General features: G+C 73.0%; 12 protein-coding genes. 4 read left to right on the top strand and 8 right to left on the bottom strand.

Annotated elements, in window-relative coordinates:
• Nucleotides 1-222 precede the first annotated feature (222 nt).
• From D7044_RS04895 to D7044_RS04870, 6 genes are all read right to left on the bottom strand, one after another.
• Nucleotides 223-1,383, bottom strand: a complete 1,161-nt coding sequence (locus D7044_RS04895) for a low temperature requirement protein A (protein ID WP_120688097.1) — start codon at nucleotides 1,381-1,383, stop codon at nucleotides 223-225.
• A 221-nt stretch (nucleotides 1,384-1,604) separates the two neighbouring features.
• On the bottom strand, nucleotides 1,605-2,249 hold the full coding sequence (locus D7044_RS04890; RefSeq protein WP_120688096.1) for a TetR/AcrR family transcriptional regulator: 645 nt from the start codon (nucleotides 2,247-2,249) through the stop codon (nucleotides 1,605-1,607).
• A gap of 43 nt (nucleotides 2,250-2,292) precedes the next feature.
• On the bottom strand, nucleotides 2,293-3,672 hold the full coding sequence (gene zwf, locus D7044_RS04885; RefSeq protein ID WP_120688095.1) for a glucose-6-phosphate dehydrogenase: 1,380 nt from the start codon (nucleotides 3,670-3,672) through the stop codon (nucleotides 2,293-2,295).
• Between the two features lie 182 nt (nucleotides 3,673-3,854).
• A complete protein-coding gene (locus D7044_RS04880; RefSeq protein WP_120688094.1) occupies nucleotides 3,855-6,665 on the bottom strand; it encodes a M14 family zinc carboxypeptidase in 2,811 nt (936 codons plus the stop codon).
• Between the two features lie 133 nt (nucleotides 6,666-6,798).
• Nucleotides 6,799-8,667, bottom strand: a complete 1,869-nt coding sequence (locus D7044_RS04875) for an adenylyl cyclase (RefSeq protein WP_120688093.1) — start codon at nucleotides 8,665-8,667, stop codon at nucleotides 6,799-6,801.
• Nucleotides 8,668-8,867: 200 nt separating this feature from the next.
• Nucleotides 8,868-9,383 (bottom strand): winged helix-turn-helix transcriptional regulator, encoded by a 516-nt coding sequence (locus D7044_RS04870; protein WP_120688092.1) that lies wholly within the window; start codon nucleotides 9,381-9,383, stop codon nucleotides 8,868-8,870.
• A 115-nt stretch (nucleotides 9,384-9,498) separates the two neighbouring features.
• Between D7044_RS04870 and D7044_RS04865 the strand changes: the two genes are divergently transcribed.
• The 4 genes from D7044_RS04865 (at nucleotide 9,499) to D7044_RS04850 (ending at nucleotide 13,808) form a co-directional block, all read left to right on the top strand.
• Nucleotides 9,499-9,822: a nuclear transport factor 2 family protein gene (locus D7044_RS04865; protein ID WP_120682639.1), complete on the top strand. Its 324-nt coding sequence runs from the start codon at nucleotides 9,499-9,501 to the stop codon at nucleotides 9,820-9,822.
• Nucleotides 9,823-9,876: 54 nt separating this feature from the next.
• Complete coding sequence (locus tag D7044_RS04860; RefSeq protein ID WP_120688091.1) at nucleotides 9,877-10,668, top strand: FkbM family methyltransferase; 792 nt, start codon at nucleotides 9,877-9,879, stop codon at nucleotides 10,666-10,668.
• 82 nt (nucleotides 10,669-10,750) lie between these two features.
• The gene (locus tag D7044_RS04855) at nucleotides 10,751-13,147 is read left to right on the top strand and encodes a PEP/pyruvate-binding domain-containing protein (protein ID WP_120688090.1); all 2,397 of its coding nucleotides are present in this window, start codon (nucleotides 10,751-10,753) and stop codon (nucleotides 13,145-13,147) included.
• A gap of 70 nt (nucleotides 13,148-13,217) precedes the next feature.
• Complete coding sequence (locus D7044_RS04850; RefSeq protein ID WP_120682633.1) at nucleotides 13,218-13,808, top strand: TetR/AcrR family transcriptional regulator; 591 nt, start codon at nucleotides 13,218-13,220, stop codon at nucleotides 13,806-13,808.
• Between the two features lie 27 nt (nucleotides 13,809-13,835).
• Here D7044_RS04850 and D7044_RS04845 read toward each other — a convergent pair whose 3' ends face one another.
• Together D7044_RS04845 and D7044_RS04840 are read right to left on the bottom strand one after the other, a co-directional pair.
• The gene (locus D7044_RS04845) at nucleotides 13,836-14,591 is read right to left on the bottom strand and encodes an ABC transporter permease (RefSeq protein WP_120682815.1); all 756 of its coding nucleotides are present in this window, start codon (nucleotides 14,589-14,591) and stop codon (nucleotides 13,836-13,838) included.
• A 101-nt stretch (nucleotides 14,592-14,692) separates the two neighbouring features.
• Nucleotides 14,693-15,667, bottom strand: a complete 975-nt coding sequence (locus D7044_RS04840) for an ATP-binding cassette domain-containing protein (RefSeq protein WP_120682631.1) — start codon at nucleotides 15,665-15,667, stop codon at nucleotides 14,693-14,695.
• Between the last annotated feature and the right edge of the window lies 1 nt (nucleotide 15,668).

Raw genomic sequence — 15,668 nt, 5'->3', positions numbered from 1 at the left:
ACCCTCGTGCCCCTCCCGTCCGTCGGCGGCCGCCCCGGCGTCAACCGGCCCGGGGCGAACCCGCCCGTCATCGATCACGATCATCGGACCGTACCCGCGCGCGGCCGCGCGGGATAGCCACCGGAACCGGACGGCGGTCGGCCCGAGACGTTCGCCGTCGCGGAGTGGACCGAACACCGATGGCGTCACCGTGGCGTTCACCGGTCGGGGGAGGGTCCGCGGTCAGGCCCGTTTCGCGCCCGGGCGGAACCGGACGGCCTCCGCGACCACCACGCTCAACAGCACCACTGTGGCGAGCACGCTCAGGGCGAGCCCCGGCAGCCACGGCGCGACCCAGCCGGCGGCCACCGTCACGACGATCCCGGCGAGGTGGGCCCGTGGAATCCGGTCGGCGACCTCGTGGTCGAGCAGCGCCCGACCGGCCAGGAAGAGCGCGGCGCCGCCGAGCAGCAGCGCGACCAGGATGTCGTCCGGCCGCTGCATGGGATGCCTGATGACCCGCTCGAAGCCGGCCGCGATGCCGACCACCCCGGTCACCATGAGCCAGTGCACGTACGGGTTGGTCCGCACCAGCCGGGTCCGGTGCGCGGAGCGCTCGATGGCGGTCCGCAGCACGGCGCCGGTGCGCCGGGCGTGGCTCCACCAGAGCACGACAGCGGTGACGAACGCGGCGAGGAACGCGCCGATCCGGTCGAGGCTGAACGGCATGCGGCTCAGGGTCAGGACGGCGATCAGGACGAGCTCGCCCAGGGCCAGGATGTAGATCTGCTGGTACCGCTCGGCGAGGTGCTCCGGGGAGACGTTGTAATGCGGCAGCGGTCGCCGGCCGGGGATCGGGAACCGGAGGCCGAAGGCGACGTAGTCGACGCCGAGCGCGGCGAGCCACACCACGAGCCGGGTGTCCGCGTCCGGGAGCAGGCCGCCGACGATCCAGAGGGTGCCCGAGAGGCCGGTCCAGAGCAGGATCCGGACGGGGCGTTCCTGCTCGCGCCGGCCGCGCAGCGACGGGATGAGGACCAACCCCCGGCCCCAGTTGATCCCGGCCCAGGTGGCGCCGAAGACGAGGCCGTGGGCGCCGAACGCGGTCGGCAGGGCGGCGGACATCAGCATGCCGCCGAACATGATGCCCAGGACCACGAGCTGGATGGGTCGCTCCTGGAGGCTGTAGATGTCGGTGAACGAGGTGGTGGTGACCCAGACCGCCCAGAGCGTGGAGAGCAGGAGCAGCGCCTGGCCGATGCCCGTCCAGGTCTGCTCGGCCGCCATCTTCTGCGAGGTCAGCGCCAGGGTGGCGAGGAAGGCCAGGTCGAAGAAGAGTTCCAGCAGGTCGGCGCGTTGGGAGCCCTCCGGCGTACGGGTGATGGCTCGGCGTACGCCCGGCATCACGACCGCCGGCGGCGGGTTCGTCCCCGCCCGGCGTGGCGGTCGCAGCGCTCGACGGGGAGGTGGCGATCGTCGTCGGACATCGGGTCCCGTTCCTCGCTCGACGTGCTGGGCGACGGGTTGCCGACCCGGTGGCTGCGACGGCTCCGCTGGTAACGCTACGTCGAGGGCGGACGGTCCGAGTCCGAACCGCGGAATGTTCCGGCGGCCGGCCGGCGGGCTCAGGCGGCGAAGCTCTCCACGTAGCCGATCGCCGCCTCGGTGGCGGCGCGCAGCGGCTCGGAGGAACGCCGGACCTGGCTGAGCAGCAGGCCGCCCTGGACCGCCGCGAGCAGCGCGGTGGCGAGCTGGTCGGTGTCGGCCTCGGCGACGAGTACGCCGTCCTGCCGCATCCGGCGCAGCCCCGCCCGGATGGGGGCCTCCCAGCGGTCGAAGGCGGCGGCGAGGTCGCCCCGTAGCGGCTCGTAGGTCTCGACCAGCTCGCTCGCGAGCGAGCCGATCGCGCACCCGCCCGCGCAGTCGTGCCGCTCCTGCGACGCGATCATGGCGTCGCGCCACGCCCGGAGCGCCGGGAAGCTGTCCAGCCGGTCGAGGTGCGGCTGCTGCCCCGCGATGGTCTGCTCGACCTGGTGGGCGATGACGGCCCGCACCAGCTCGGTCTTGTCGGCGAAGTAGTGGTAGATCTGCGAGGCGCTGACCCGGGCGGCCTGCTGGACGTCCGGGATGCTGGTGCCGGCGACGCCCTTGCGGAAGATGAGATCCGCCGCCGTCTTCACGATCCGCTCCCGGGTGCGCCGACCCGCGGCGGTGTGCCGGGGTCTGGCCGGCGCCGGGCCGGGGGTGGAGACGGCATCGGTTGGTGTCATCGCCCCAGCTTAACGTTGGTTAAGTCGCGCGCCTCACCGGTTGTCAGCGGGTGGCCGGGTCGTGCCAGCGGCCGGCCAGCGTCGCCGCCTCGGCCGGACCCCAGCTGCCCCGCGGGTACGACGACACCGGCGCCGACAGGTCCAGGATGGGCTCGACGATCCGCCACTCCTGCTCGATCGTCTCCTCCCGCGCGAAGCGCAGGTGCCGCCCGTCCAAGGCGTCGTCGAGCAGCCGCTCGTACGCCTCCCGCCGGTGTCCGAGCGTGGCGTCGAAGTCGACGGGGAGCTCGGTCGAGGTGCCCGTCACCTCCGCGCCGGGCTCCTTGACCTGGACGGAGAGGATGATGCCGTCGTGGCGGCCCAGGCGGAAGCGGAGCAGGTTCGGCTCGGGCTCGGCCCCGTCGGCCGACGGCACGAGGTTGCGCTCCGGCGTCTTGAACTCGACCACGACCTCGGTGGCCGTGCCCGGCATCAGCTTGCCCGTACGCAGGTAGAACGGCACGCCGGCCCAGCGGGGCGAGTCGATCCGCAGCTCGGTGGCCACGAACGTCTCGGTGTTGGAGTCGGCGGGCACGCCCGGCTCGTCTCGGTAGCCGGCGTACTGGCCGCGGACCGTGGTGGCCGGCGAGAGCGCCGCCGCCCGGCTCAGGGCGCGGATCTCCTCGGCGCGGAACGCGTCGTCGCCGGCGTCGGCCGGGGGCTCCATGGCGAGCAGGGCCACGACCTGGAGCATGTGGTTCTGCAGCACGTCGCGGGTGGCGCCGATCCGGTCGTAGAAGCCGGCGCGCCCCTCGGTGCCGAAGCCCTCGGCGAGGGTCACCTGGATGTTCGCGATGTGCTCGGCGTTCCAGAGCGGCTCGAAGATCCGGTTGGCGAAGCGGAAGACCCGCAGCCCCTCGACCGCCTCCTTGCCGAGGTAGTGGTCGATGCGGAAGATCCGCTCCGGGTCGAAGGCCGCCCGCAGCACCTTGTTCAGCTCGTGCGAGGTGGCCAGGTCGCGGCCGAAGGGCTTCTCGACGACCACCCGGCCGCGCGCGGCCAGGCCGGAGCCGGCCAGGCCGTCGACCACCGCGGTGAAGACCGCCGGCGGGATGGCCAGGTAGAAGAGCGGCCGCCGCGCCGTCGAGAGCGCCTCGGCGAGCCGCTGGTAGGTGGTGGGGTCGGCGTAGTCGCCGGAGAGCATCGTGAGGTTCCCGGCGAGGCGGTCGAAGACCTCGTCGTCGACCTGACCGTTCGCCTCCAGGACCGACTTGCGCGCCGCCGTGAGCAACTGCTGGTGGTCCCAGCGGGAGCGGGCGACGCCGATCACCGGCAGGTCGAGCCGACCGCGACGCGTCAGCTCGTAGAGCGCCGGGAAGAGCTTCTTCGCGACCAGGTCACCGGTCACACCGAAGAGCACGACAGCGTCTGAGCGCAGGTCCATGGCACGTTCACCTCATCTTGGAATCAGCTTTCCAAGACTCTCGCGCAGCCGCTCGGGCGTCCACGCTCGGGCACGTGACGTCCGCGACAACGCGAGGGCCGCCCGATCCTGCCCCAACGGGGCCGCCGGAGCCAACTCGGGGGCGGGCCCGGCCGGTCGCCGCCGGCCGGGCCCGCCTCGGATCAGGCGACCAGGGACCGCAGCGGAACCCCCGCCGTCTGCAGGGCGCGCACCAGGTCACCCAGGAACGGGTGCTCGTCGGCCTGCTGCCCCTGCGGGTTCGGGATCACCAGGTAGGACGAGCCGCCCGCCGCCGACGTCCGGGCGTCGCCGGTGAACCGTTCGACGACCGACCGGGTCCGGGCTAGGTCCGCGTCCGCCACCTCGATGGTGATCGGCCGCCAGCCGCCGCCGAGGTCCTCGGGCGCGGACACCCGGGCCGCGGCGGCCCGGGCCGGGTCGACCGACGCCGCCCGCTGCGCGGCGGGTCCGGCGCCCGTCTCGGGGTAGAGCAGCGCGTTGGCCACCAGGTGCAGCCCGTTCTCGTTGTACGCCCGGAAGAGCGGGTTGAACGCGAAGAGCACCGCCCGACCGGCGCCGGTCGGCTCGTCCACCAGGGCCGCCGTGCCGCGCAGCGCGTCGGCGCCGACCGTGTAGCCGTTCGCCCAGAACGTCTCCCCGCTGGGGTAGCGCAGCACGTTGGTGCCGGTGGTGCTGGGGTTGAGGATGGGGTCGCCGTTGTTGAACTCGAAGTCCTCCGCGGGTCGGCCCGACGCGACCGGGCTGGCGGAGTCGACATCGACCCGCAGGTGCGACCCGATCACCTGGTACCCGGCCGGCTTCGGCTTCTCGGTGGTGGAGGTGAGCCCGGCGGCCCGGGCCATCCGGGTGCCCTCGTTGCGCAGCCCGATGTAGGTGTTGCCCTGCGCGATCCAGCTGCGCAGGTTGGCCTGCCCGGCGGCGGTGAGGCCGCCGGTCGGGTTGCCGCCGTCCGGCACGAGCAGCACCGACCGGCCGGTGAACGCGGCCGTGTTCTCGTTGATGTCGGCGGTGGTCACCGGCTTCAGCTCCAGCCCCCACCGCTCGCCGAGCACGTAGCGGGCCTCACCGTGGGAGCCGGAGGTGGTGGAGATGCCGTCGCCGCCGAAGAGGCCGACGTCGGGCAGCTCCAGCCGGGCGCCGCGGGCCGGTCCGCCCGGGCTGAGGGTCACCCCGAACGACTCGGCGAGGTCGTCGATCTCCCGGGTCAGGCGGGTCGCCGCCAGCCGGACGACGCCGCCCGCCCCGTCCCGGACCAGCGGCACCCCGCGACCGAGCAGGCGGAAGGTGAGCTCGGCGGCGGCGGCGGAGTCGAGGCGGTAGCCGTACGAGCCCCAGAGCGAGGCGTGACCGGTCCGGCCGCCGGAGATCTGCCGGACCAGCTTCGCCCGGGGCCGGACGTCGTCCCCGGTGGAGATGGTCGGCACGCCCATCAGCAGCGGGTTGCTCCAGGACGAGACGTCGTAGAAGTAGGGGAACGGCGTGTACGGGTCCTCACCCATGATCGCCTGGATCCAGTGCTTCTGCGGCTGCTCCATCGGGATCCAGTACGCGCCCTTCGGCACCGTGACGTTCCGCGCGCTGCGGCCGCCGAAGATCCGCGCGTTGGGCACCCGGGTCGCCTGCTGCACCTCGTACACCTCGACGTCCATCCGGCGCAGCCGCTCGACCAGCTGCCGTACGTCGGCGAGCTGCCGGTCGGGCAGCAGGAAGTAGGACCGGATCCGCAGGTCCGGGACCGGGAACTGGACCTCGTTGGTCGGCTGGACCACCTCGTTCGGCTCCAGCGTGCCCGCCCGGCCCTGGGCGAGCGCGTCCGTCCAGATCCGGTAGTAGTCGGTGAGCACCTCGTGCCGGTTCGCCGCGGCCCAGCCGAGGGTGGACCACTGGGTGTGGAACTGCTGCTGGACGCGGTCGGCCACGGCCGAGGCGCTGCCCTTCTCGAAGGTCATGCCGGCCGCGCCGAAGCCGGCCGCCGGCACGGTGTCGCCGTAGCCCATGAAGAAGAGGTCGTAGCGGGCGTAGTTGAAGTAGCACTCGGTGGTGACGGTCTCGGTGCAGGCGCCGTTGTAGCCGAAGCCGGCCTTGTTGGCCTCGCCGATCCGGTTGATCCAGTCGACCGCCTCGGCGGAGATCTCGTGGTGGATCGGGTCGGCGTTGGGCGGGAAGAAGTACTGCGAGCCGGTCATCTCGTGGGCGTCGACGAAGACCTGCGGCGGGTAGCGCCGCATCAGCTCCAGCTTGCTGTCGGTCTCCTGCTGGGTGCGGGCGAACCAGTCCCGGTTCAGGTCGAAGCCGAACTCGTTCTGCCGTCGGCTCGCGTCCCGGCCGTCCGGGTTCTGCGTCGGCACGATGATCGTGACGAGGTTCTCGTTGCGCTCGGCGACCTCGCACGACAGGCCGGCGGCCAGCTCGTACAACGTCTTCAGTGCCGCGTCGGCGCCGCTCTTCTCGCCGCCGTGCACGTTGCCGGTGACCCAGACGATGGCCGGGGAGTCGTCGGCCGTCTCGGCCGCCTCCCGGCGCGTGGTCCGGCGCGGGTCGCGCAGGTCCCGGACGTCCTCGGCGATCCTGCGCAGGGCGGCCGGCCGGACGTTGCGCTCGTTCGACACCACGGCGTACGGCAGCGGCTGACCGAGCGCGCTCGTGCCCAGTACGCCGGTCACCACCCGGTCGGAGGCGGTGTCCACGGCGTGCAGGTAGCCGCGGATCTCCTCGGTGGTCACCGGCCGCTCCTGCCCGAGGCCGAGCGGGAAGCCGAGCGCCCGCTCCGGGCTGGGCACGCTCGCCAACCGAGCGCTGGGGTCGGTGCTGCAGTGGGTGGGCGACGGCGGGCGGGCCCCGGCCGAGGTGCCGCCGAGCAGCGGCACCGTGCCGACCAGGAGGGCGATCGCGGCGGCGCTCGCCAGCCGCCGTACGGGGACGATCCGGGGTGGACGGGTCGACGGGGCCATGCACTTCCCCTCTCGGTGGATCACATTGACCGGAGCCTATGGTCCGGGTGTGTCACCGAGCAAGATTCCGTCGACGTGGGTGACTCGGGCGGTGCGGGTCGGGACAGGTAATCCCGACCCGCACCGGCGCCGCTTACGGCAGCGGATACTGGGCGACGTAGACCGGCGCCCCCACCCGGGTGGTGTCGGCCGCCTCGCCCACCCCGTTCACCACGTGGTCGATGGTTCCGGCGTTCAGGTTGACCGTCATGACGTGGTGCAGCCGTACGCCCGGGGTCCGCGGGACCTCGAAGCCGTTCTCGGTGTGGATCGACGGGTTGTTCTGGTTGAAGACGTAGACACCACCGCCGTGCAGGGTGTGGTGGCGTACCCGGTCGCCGACCTTGTAGCCGGCCCACCCCTCGACGTCGCCGTTCATCCAGTCGGCCTGCGTCGGCGGGTCGTACGGCAGCTCGTTCTGGTAGAGCACCGTCGTGCCGTGCTCGCCGTTCCAGACCGTGTTGTAGCGCTGGAAGTGCTCGACGAACAAGCCGGTCGCCGTCACGTGGTCGCCGTTGATCACAGCGCCGTACCGGCCGGTGTTCGTCCGCCAGCGCTCGGTGTCGCCGTTGACCCCCTCGGTGAAGCCCTCCACGCCGTGGTCGCCGCGCCAGACCCAGGTGTGGTCGATGAGGACGTGGTCGCTGTTCACCTCGAGCGCGATGTTCGTCCGGCCGATGTGCGGGCCGCCGACGCGGAAGTACACGTCGGACAGGGTGGTCGGGTTGGCCGCGCTGCCTCCGTCCCGGCCGTGCCGGTCGCCGACCCGCAGCAGGACCGGCGACTCCCGCAGGCCGGCGTCGATGGTCACTCCGGCGACCACCACACCGGGAACGCCGGCGACCTCCAGCGGCACCGCCCCGTTCACGGCGGTGAGCGTGGCGTGGCCCAGGCCGAGCAGCACCGTGTTCGGACGCTTGACCTCGATGCTGCGGGCGATGTCGTAGACGCCCGGGGTCAGCAGGAGGTGCTTGCCGCGGGCGAGCTGGCTGTTGATGGTCCGCACCGAGTCGCCGGGGCGGGCCACGAAGAAGTCGTCGATCGGGATGCTGCGGCCCGGCGTGATGCCGTCCGCCCAGGAGACACCCCTGCTGTCGCGCTGGGCGGCGGGCACCCGGACCTGGTAGCGGCCCTTGCCGTCGACGTACAGGTACGGCTTCTCCCGGCTGACCGGGGTGGTGTCGAGCGTGGTGTACGGCGGGTCGGGGAAGGTCGCGTCGTCGGGCGCGCCCACGACTCCTGCGAAGACCTGGTTCCAGACCGCGTTCGACCAGCCGGCGATCTCGCTGTTGCGGGTGAGCCACTGCTGCTGGGAGCCGTTGGTGGTGGCGGGCAGCCGCGAGTCGGCGATGAAGCCGCCGCTGGCGTACTGCGGACCGGCCGTGCAGTAGTCCATCAGGGAGAGCCCGCCGCCGGTGATGTCGAGCCGGCGCATCGACACGGCCTGGGAGACCGCCCAGAAGTTCGCCGAGGCGCGGCAGCCGTCCTGACCCGCCGCGTCGACGGTCAGCGAGAGGTTCGACAGCGTGCGCCAGAAGTTGACCAGCGCGATGCAGTTGCCCGTGCCGCCGTCGGCGAGGCACCGGTTGTACGCCTCGATCTTCCCGTTGATCCGTACGTCGGTGGGTGACGCGCCGAGGCCCGCGATCTCGGTGTAGTAGCCGACCTTCATCTGCAACGGCTGCTCCGGGGTGCCGTAGCTGCCCGGCTTGAACAGGTACGCCTGCCGTTCGGTGCCCATCTCGGCGTCCACCTGCCGGGCGTACGCGGCGTCGAGTGTCGCCTGGATCTCGCTGACCGGCATGCCGGGGTCGAAGACGGTGACGGTGGGGCCGAGGTCCGGCGTGCGGGGCCGGGGCGGGCCGGCGCTGGCGGTCGCGCTCGTCGTGCCGAGGGTGGCGCAGAGCGCCAGCCCGAGGGCGATTGCCCGGCCGAGCCGCCGGGCGCCTGGGGAGTGGGTCATCCGGGTTCGTCCTTCCCGCCGCGCGCGGACTCGCCGTCGCGGCCACCTGGGGGATGAGGTGCTTGAGAGCGCTCTCTCACACCTGCGGACCTGGTCGACGCGTCGAATCAAGGGATCGGCATGTTTCTACCCGGTAATTCCGTCGCGCGCTACGGCCGCGCGCCTCGAATCTCCGCACTCGCGGAGAAGAGCGGGCTCGCCTAGCGCCGTCCGTCCGGCGTGGGCCGCCGCGGCGCGGCGTCGGCGTACCGGGTGCGCATGACCTCGCCGGCGGCCGGGCCGGCGGCGAAGACGAAGTTCTCCGGGTCGAGTTCCCGCCCCGTGCTCCGGTCGACCACCACGGGTTCGACCTCGGCCCTGGTCTCCCGGTCGACCAGGATCATGCTGCGCTGCTCCGGCCGGAGCCGGGAGTTGCCCCAGGCGGCGAGCGTGACGATCACCGGTCGCAGGCTGCGGCCCAGTTCGGTGAGGACGTACTCGTACCGGTCGGGGTGGGTCTGGTAGCGGCGGCGCTCCAGCAGCCCGTTGGCGGTCAGGGTTCGAAGTCGGCTGGTCAGGATGCTGGAGGAGATCTTCAGGTTCTCCTGGAACTGCTCGAAGCGGGTGTAGCCGTCGAACGCGTCGTGGAGGATCAGCAGGGTCCACCACTCGCCCACCACGCCGAGGGTCGCCGAGAGCGGGCACTCGCGGTCCTCCAGGCGGATCTTGCCGGCCATACCTGCTCCTCACCGAGTGGGTGCTAATGTCGAAGTGACTCACTTCTAGTTCAGAAGTAACAGTACGACGGTCGCGCCGTCCCGACGGTCCGACCCCGCACATCGAGGAGTTCCCATGACCGAGGCGCCCGAGATCATCCGCCGCTACTTCGAGCTGGCCGGCCGGCCGGACACGGACGCCTACTTCGCGCTCTTCGCCGACGACGCGGTGGTGGAGGACGAGGGGAGGACGTACCGCGGCATCGCGGCGATCCGCGACTGGCGCGGCGAGGTGCCGCTGGTCCGGTACGAGATCACCGACGTCGAGGACGCAGCCGAGGGCACGGTGGTCACCACGACCATCAGCGGCGACTTCCCCGGCAGCCCCTTCGCCGGCCTGCGGTACCGCTTCGAGGAGTACGACGCCGACCGGATCCGCCGGCTCCGCATCGCCCCCTGATCGCCGGGGCCGGAATCCGAGATCCCCTCACGTCCGGCGGGCTAGATTCTGGAGATGGACGCCCGCGCCGGCGCTGTGGAGGCCCTGAAGACGGATCCCGACGCCGTCTCGATCCGTCGTTCCCTCGAGGTCTACTACGGCGACCCGGCGCGCGAGGCGGCCATGGACGCCTTCTACGCCCGCTTCGTCCGCCGGGGTGACCTCGTCTTCGACATCGGCGCGCACGTCGGCGACCGGGTCGGCAGCTTCCGTCGGCTCGGGGCCCGGGTGGTCGCCGTCGAGCCGCAGCCGGCGTGCACGCGGGCGCTGCGGGCGATCTACCGCGACGACGGGGAGGTGACGGTCGTCGAGGCGCTCTGCGCCGCCGGGGCGGGGAGCGTGCCCTTCAGTGTCAACTCCGCCAACCCGACCATCTCCACCGCCTCGCCGCACTTCATTCGGGCCGCCGACGGCGCGGCCGGTTGGGAGGGGGAGCGGTGGGACGCCCCGATCGACGTCGCGTCGCTCACGCTCGACGGGCTGATCGCCGAGCACGGGGTGCCCGCCTTCGTGAAGATCGACGTCGAGGGGTACGAGGACGAGGTGCTCGCCGGTCTGGGCCGTCCGCTGCCCGCGCTCTCCTTCGAGTTCACCACGATCGAGCGCGCGGTGGCGCAGCGGTGCCTGCGCCGGCTGACCGGGCTCGGTTTCCAGGCCTTCAACCTCGCGCTCGGCGACGCCATGGCGCTGTCCTCCCCGCAGTGGATGGCCGCGCCGCGGATGGCGGCGTACCTGCGTTCGTTGCCGTACGAGGTCAACTCCGGCGACGTGTACGGCCTCTCCCGGGCGCTGCGGCACCGCCGCTGACCCCGGCTTGACGTTGCGGTCGCATTGCCAAGAGGCTAGAGTCTTTTGCAATGCAGTCGTATTGCTAAAGAGGGTGCCCCCGATGCGCGTGATCACGTTCTCCGAGCTGACCGACGGGATGGCCGACCTGGTCGGCGGCAAGGCGGCCGGGCTGGCGGCGCTGATCCGGCTCGGTGAACGGGTGCCGGACGGCTTCTGCGTCACCACCGCCGCCCAGGAGGCGGGAGCGTCCCCGGAGGCCGAGATCGAGGCGGCGTACCGGCAGCTCGGCGGCGGCCCGGTGGCCGTGCGCTCCAGCGCCACCGCCGAGGACCTGCCGGACGCCAGCTTCGCCGGCATCCAGGACACGTTCCTCGGCGTCACCGGCGTCGCCGACCTGCTCTCCGCCATCGAGAAGTGCCGGCACTCGCTGCACACCGACCGTGCCGTCGCCTACCGCGACGCCCACCACATCGAGCACGCGGCGGTGCGGATGGCGGTCGTCGTGCAGCGGATGGTCGACGCGGCGGTCGCGGGTGTGCTCTTCACCGCGAACCCGGTCACCGGACGGCGGACGGAGATGATCGTCGAGGCCGCCGCCGGTCTCGGCACGACAGTCGTGGACGGCGCCGCCGACGTCGAGCGGTACGTCCTCGGCGAGCCGTCGCAGCCCGGCGGCCTGCTCACGGCCGCCCAACTCGACGAGCTGCGCGCGGTGGGGGAGCGGCTCCAGCACCGGCTCGGCGGGCCGCAGGACGTCGAGTGGGCGTACGACCGGCAGGGTGTGCTCTGGCTGCTGCAGTCGCGGCCGATCACCACCCTCTTCCCCCTCCCGCCGGCCACCGACGACCCCGAGCCCCGCGTGTACCTGGAGTTCGGGCACGTACAGGGCATGCTGCGTCCGGTCACCCCGATGGGCATGTCGACGCTGAAGTCGGTGATCGTGGCGATGCTCGCCAGCCTCGGACTGCGGGTCGAGGTCACCGACATCGGCGGGCGGCTCTACGGCGACCTGACCGACCTGGCCCGGGACCCGTCCGCCCGCAAGCGCCTGGTCAAGCTGATGGCCGTCGACTTCGGTCCGCGGGCCCAGGCGGTGATGGAGCGGGTGCTCGCCGACCCGCGCTTCGCGCCACGCCCCGGCCGTCGGGCCGGACGCGGCGGCGCACCGGACGCGCGGACGGCGCTGCGGGCACTGATCGGCGTGCTCCGGGCGCTGGCCCGGCCGGCCGCCGCCCGCACCCGGATGTTCCGGGCGATCGACCAGCTCGCCGCCGACTCGGCCGCCCCGGCCGAGCTGCGTACCGCCGCCGACCGGCTCCGGTTCGTGCGGGACCAGGAGGAGACCTCGCCGGGCACGGACGACCTCGTCTGGCCCATCATCGCCGGCATGCTGGCCGCCACCCTCCCCGCGTACCTGCTCAAGGGCGTCGCCGACCGCGACGAGATCGACACCGTGCTCGGCGGCATGCCGCACAACGTCACCATCGAGATGGATCTCGCCCTGTGGCGGCTCACCGAGCAGGCCCGAGCCCACCGCGACCTGCTGCTCAGCACCGAGCCGAGGGAGCTGGCCGACCGGTACCGACTCGGCACGCTGCCCGACATCGGGCTCGCGGCGTTCCTGGACCGGTACGGCCACCGGGCCGTCGCCGAGGTCGACCTCGGGGTTCCCCGCTGGGCGGAGGACCCCGCGCCGGTCCTCGCCATGATCGCCAACTACCTCCGGGTCACCGACCCCGACCAGGCGCCCGATCGCCGCTTCGCCCGCGCCGCCGCGACGGCCGAGGCCACCCTCGACCGGCTCGTCGTACGGGCCCGCCGCCGCCGGCCGGTCCGCGGCCGAATCGCCGGTTTCCTGCTGCGCCGGGCCCGTTCGCTGGCGGGCCTGCGCGAGGCCGGCAAGTTCGCCGGGCTGTACCGGCTGCGCGAGATGCGCCGCCAACTCCTGCTCATCGGTGCCGAACTCGCCGACGGCGGACTGCTCGCGCGACCCGACGACATCATGTTCCTGAACCTCGACGAGGCGGCGGCGGCCGTGCACCAGGGCGCCGACCATCGTTCGACGGTCACCGCCCGCCGCGCCGTCCATGAGCGCGAACTGCGCCGCCGTACCGTGCCGGTCGCCCTGCTCTCCGACGGCACCGACCTCGAGGCCGCGCTGCCGGTGCCGGCCGCGACGGCCGGGGCGCTGCGGGGCGTCGGCGCGGCGGCCGGCGCGGCGACCGGGCCCGCGCGGGTGGTTCACGACCCGGCCACCGCGCGCCTGGAGCCCGGCGAGATCCTCGTCGCGCCGACCACCGATCCCGGCTGGACGCCGCTCTTCCTGACCGCCGCCGGGCTGGTCACCGAGACCGGCGCCGTCATGGCGCACGGCCCCACGGTCGCCCGGGAGTACGGCATCCCCGCCGTCATCTGCGTCCCCGACGCCACCCGGCTGATCCGCACCGGCGACATCGTGACGGTGGACGCCGCGGCCGGAACGGTGACCGTGCGGTGAGCCGCCGACGCCGGTCGGGCACGGCCGGCGACGATCCACCACCCGTTCCCGACGTGACAGCATGAGGACCATGCCGAAGAAGGTCGACCACCACGAGCGGCGCACGCTCATCGCGGACGCGCTGATGCGGGTGGCTGCCCGGCAGGGGCTGGAGGCCGTCAGCCTGCGCCACGTGGCGACCGAGGCCGGCGTCTCGTCGGGCATGGTCCAGCACTACTTCCGCACCAAGGACGAGATGATGGCGTTCGCCATGGCCGTCGTCCGGGAGCGCAACCAGGCGCGGGTGACCGAGGCGATCGCCCAGCTGGGCGAGGAGCCGCCGCCCCGGCTGCTGCTGCGCACCATGTTCGTCACGATCCTGCCGCTCACCGAGGAGTCCCGCGCCGACGGCCGGGTCGCGTTGGCGTTCCTCGCCTACACGGCGGTACGGCCCGAGGCCGCCACCGGTCTGCGCGCGGACACCCGGGAACTGACGGGCTTCGTGGCGAGCCTCCTGCCCGGTCCGCGACGGCAGGAGCGGGCCGCGGGCCTGCTGGCGCTGATGGAGGGCCTCGGCGTCTACCTGCTCGGCGGCCACTACCCGGCCGAAGAGGCCCTGGCCGCGCTGGACGCGCAGCTCGACGTCCTCTTCGCCGAGACCGGCGCCGCCGACGCGGGGTAACCTGCGTCGGCGGCGCGCCACGGCGGGTCAGCGGCTCAGCCGCTGGTAGCGCCGGACGGCGAGCGGCGCGATCACCGCGATCAGCAGCACCGGCCAGCCGACCGCCAGCAGAAGGGCGTGCTCCGCCGCCCAGGACCCGCCGCCGAGGCCCGGGTTGCCGAAGAGGTCACGGGCCGCCGCCACGGTGGCCGAGAGCGGATTCCAGGCGGCGATCGCGCCCAGCCACTCGGGCAGCAGCTCCGGGGCGACGAAGACGTTAGAGAGGGCGGTGAGCGGGAAGGCGAGCGGGAACACGATCACGCTCACGGTGTCCGGGTTCGGCACCAGCAGGCCCAGCAGGATGCCCAGCCAGGTGAGCGCCAGCCGCAGCAGCAGGATCAGGCCCACGGCGGCCGCCGCGTCGCCCAGACCGTTACGCCACCGCCAGCCGACGAGCAGCCCGCACACCACGAGCACCGACAGCTCAAGCAACGCCCGCAGCAGGTCCGCCCCGGCCCGCCCGGTCAGCAGCGCCGACCGGGCCATCGGCAACGAACGGAACCGGTCGACCACGCCACGGCCGGCGTCCACCGCGATCTGCGACGCGGTGGCCCCCAGGCCGTACAGCATGGTCATCACGAACACCCCGGGCAGCAGGAACTCCCGGTAGCTGCCGTCGCCGGGCACCGCCATGCCGCTGCCGAAGACGTACCCGAAGACGAGCACGAACATGATCGGCAGGCTGAAGTAGAGGACGATCTCCTCGGGCGAGCGGATCACGTGCCGCATGTTCCGCCCGGTCATCACCCAGCCGTCGACCACCGCCCAGCGCAGCCGGGTGAGCGGGCCCGAGGGCGGCGCCTGCTCGGCGCGGCCCGACGGGACACGCGTCTCGACAGTCGTGCTCACGCCGCCACCTCCGTACCCGCGCGGCCGCTGCGGTCACCGGTGAGGTGCAGGAACGCCTCGTCCAGCGTCGGCCGGCGCAGGACGACGTCCTCCACCGCGATCCCGGCGTCCTGGAGTGCGCGCAGCAGCTCCGCGAGCGCGGTGATCCGGTCGGCCACGGGCGCGCTGAGCTGACGGATCTCCCGGTCGACGCGGACCGTCCCGCCGGTGATCCGCTCCACGAGAGCCGCCGCCGTGGGCAGCTGCCCGGCGTGCCGGACGACCAGCTCGATCCGGTCCGCGCCGGAGCGGGCCTTCAACTCGGCCGAGGTGCCCTCGGCGACGACCCGGCCCGCGTCCACCACCGAGACGCGATCGGCGAGCTGGTCCGCCTCCTCCAGGTACTGCGTGGTCAGCAGCACCGTGGTGCCGTCGGCGACCAGCGTGCGGACCGCGTCCCAGAGGCCGTTGCGGCTGCGCGGGTCCAGCCCGGTCGTCGGCTCGTCGAGGAAGAGCACCTGTGGCCTGGTGATCAGGCTGGCGGCGAGGTCGAGCCGGCGGCGCATGCCGCCGGAGTACGTCCCGGCCGAGCGTCCCGCCGCGTCGGTGAGCCCGAACTGGTCGAGCAGCTCGTCCGCCCGCCGCCGGACCGTGCGCGACGGCAGGTGCCGGAGCCGGCCGAAGAGCACCAGATTCTGCCGGCCGCTGAGGGTCTCGTCGACCGCCGCGTACTGCCCGGTCAGGCCGATCGCCGCGCGCACCCGCTCGGGGTGTCGGGTCACGTCGTGCCCGGCCACCCGGGCGTGGCCGGCGTCGAAGCGGAGCAGGGTCGCCAGCACCCGCACGGCTGTCGTCTTGCCCGCGCCGTTCGGGCCGAGCAGTCCGCAGACCGTGCCCGGCGGCACCGTCAGGTCGAACCCGTCGAGGGCTGCCGTGCGGCCGTACGTCTTGCGCACGCCCCGGGCCACGACGGCCGATGTCTCGTCAGTCATG

Origin of the sequence: Micromonospora musae, from assembly GCF_003626635.1 — a bacterium.
GTDB classification, from domain to species: domain Bacteria; phylum Actinomycetota; class Actinomycetes; order Mycobacteriales; family Micromonosporaceae; genus Micromonospora; species Micromonospora musae.
The sequence above is the reverse complement of the archived record's forward strand: the minus strand, read 5'-3'. Positions and strand labels throughout refer to the sequence as shown.

Coding starts and splice junctions, on each gene's coding strand:
- D7044_RS04855 (WP_120688090.1), top strand. CDS start 10,751: ATGCGCGTGATCACGTTCTCCGAGCTGACCGACGGGATGGCCGACCTG.
- D7044_RS04875 (WP_120688093.1), bottom strand. CDS start 8,667: ATGACCCACTCCCCAGGCGCCCGGCGGCTCGGCCGGGCAATCGCCCTC.
- zwf (WP_120688095.1), bottom strand. CDS start 3,672: ATGGACCTGCGCTCAGACGCTGTCGTGCTCTTCGGTGTGACCGGTGAC.
- D7044_RS04850 (WP_120682633.1), top strand. CDS start 13,218: ATGCCGAAGAAGGTCGACCACCACGAGCGGCGCACGCTCATCGCGGAC.
- D7044_RS04860 (WP_120688091.1), top strand. CDS start 9,877: ATGGACGCCCGCGCCGGCGCTGTGGAGGCCCTGAAGACGGATCCCGAC.
- D7044_RS04895 (WP_120688097.1), bottom strand. CDS start 1,383: ATGCCGGGCGTACGCCGAGCCATCACCCGTACGCCGGAGGGCTCCCAA.
- D7044_RS04845 (WP_120682815.1), bottom strand. CDS start 14,591: ATGACCGGGCGGAACATGCGGCACGTGATCCGCTCGCCCGAGGAGATC.
- D7044_RS04890 (WP_120688096.1), bottom strand. CDS start 2,249: ATGACACCAACCGATGCCGTCTCCACCCCCGGCCCGGCGCCGGCCAGA.
- D7044_RS04880 (WP_120688094.1), bottom strand. CDS start 6,665: ATGGCCCCGTCGACCCGTCCACCCCGGATCGTCCCCGTACGGCGGCTG.
- D7044_RS04870 (WP_120688092.1), bottom strand. CDS start 9,383: ATGGCCGGCAAGATCCGCCTGGAGGACCGCGAGTGCCCGCTCTCGGCG.
- D7044_RS04840 (WP_120682631.1), bottom strand. CDS start 15,667: ATGACTGACGAGACATCGGCCGTCGTGGCCCGGGGCGTGCGCAAGACG.
- D7044_RS04865 (WP_120682639.1), top strand. CDS start 9,499: ATGACCGAGGCGCCCGAGATCATCCGCCGCTACTTCGAGCTGGCCGGC.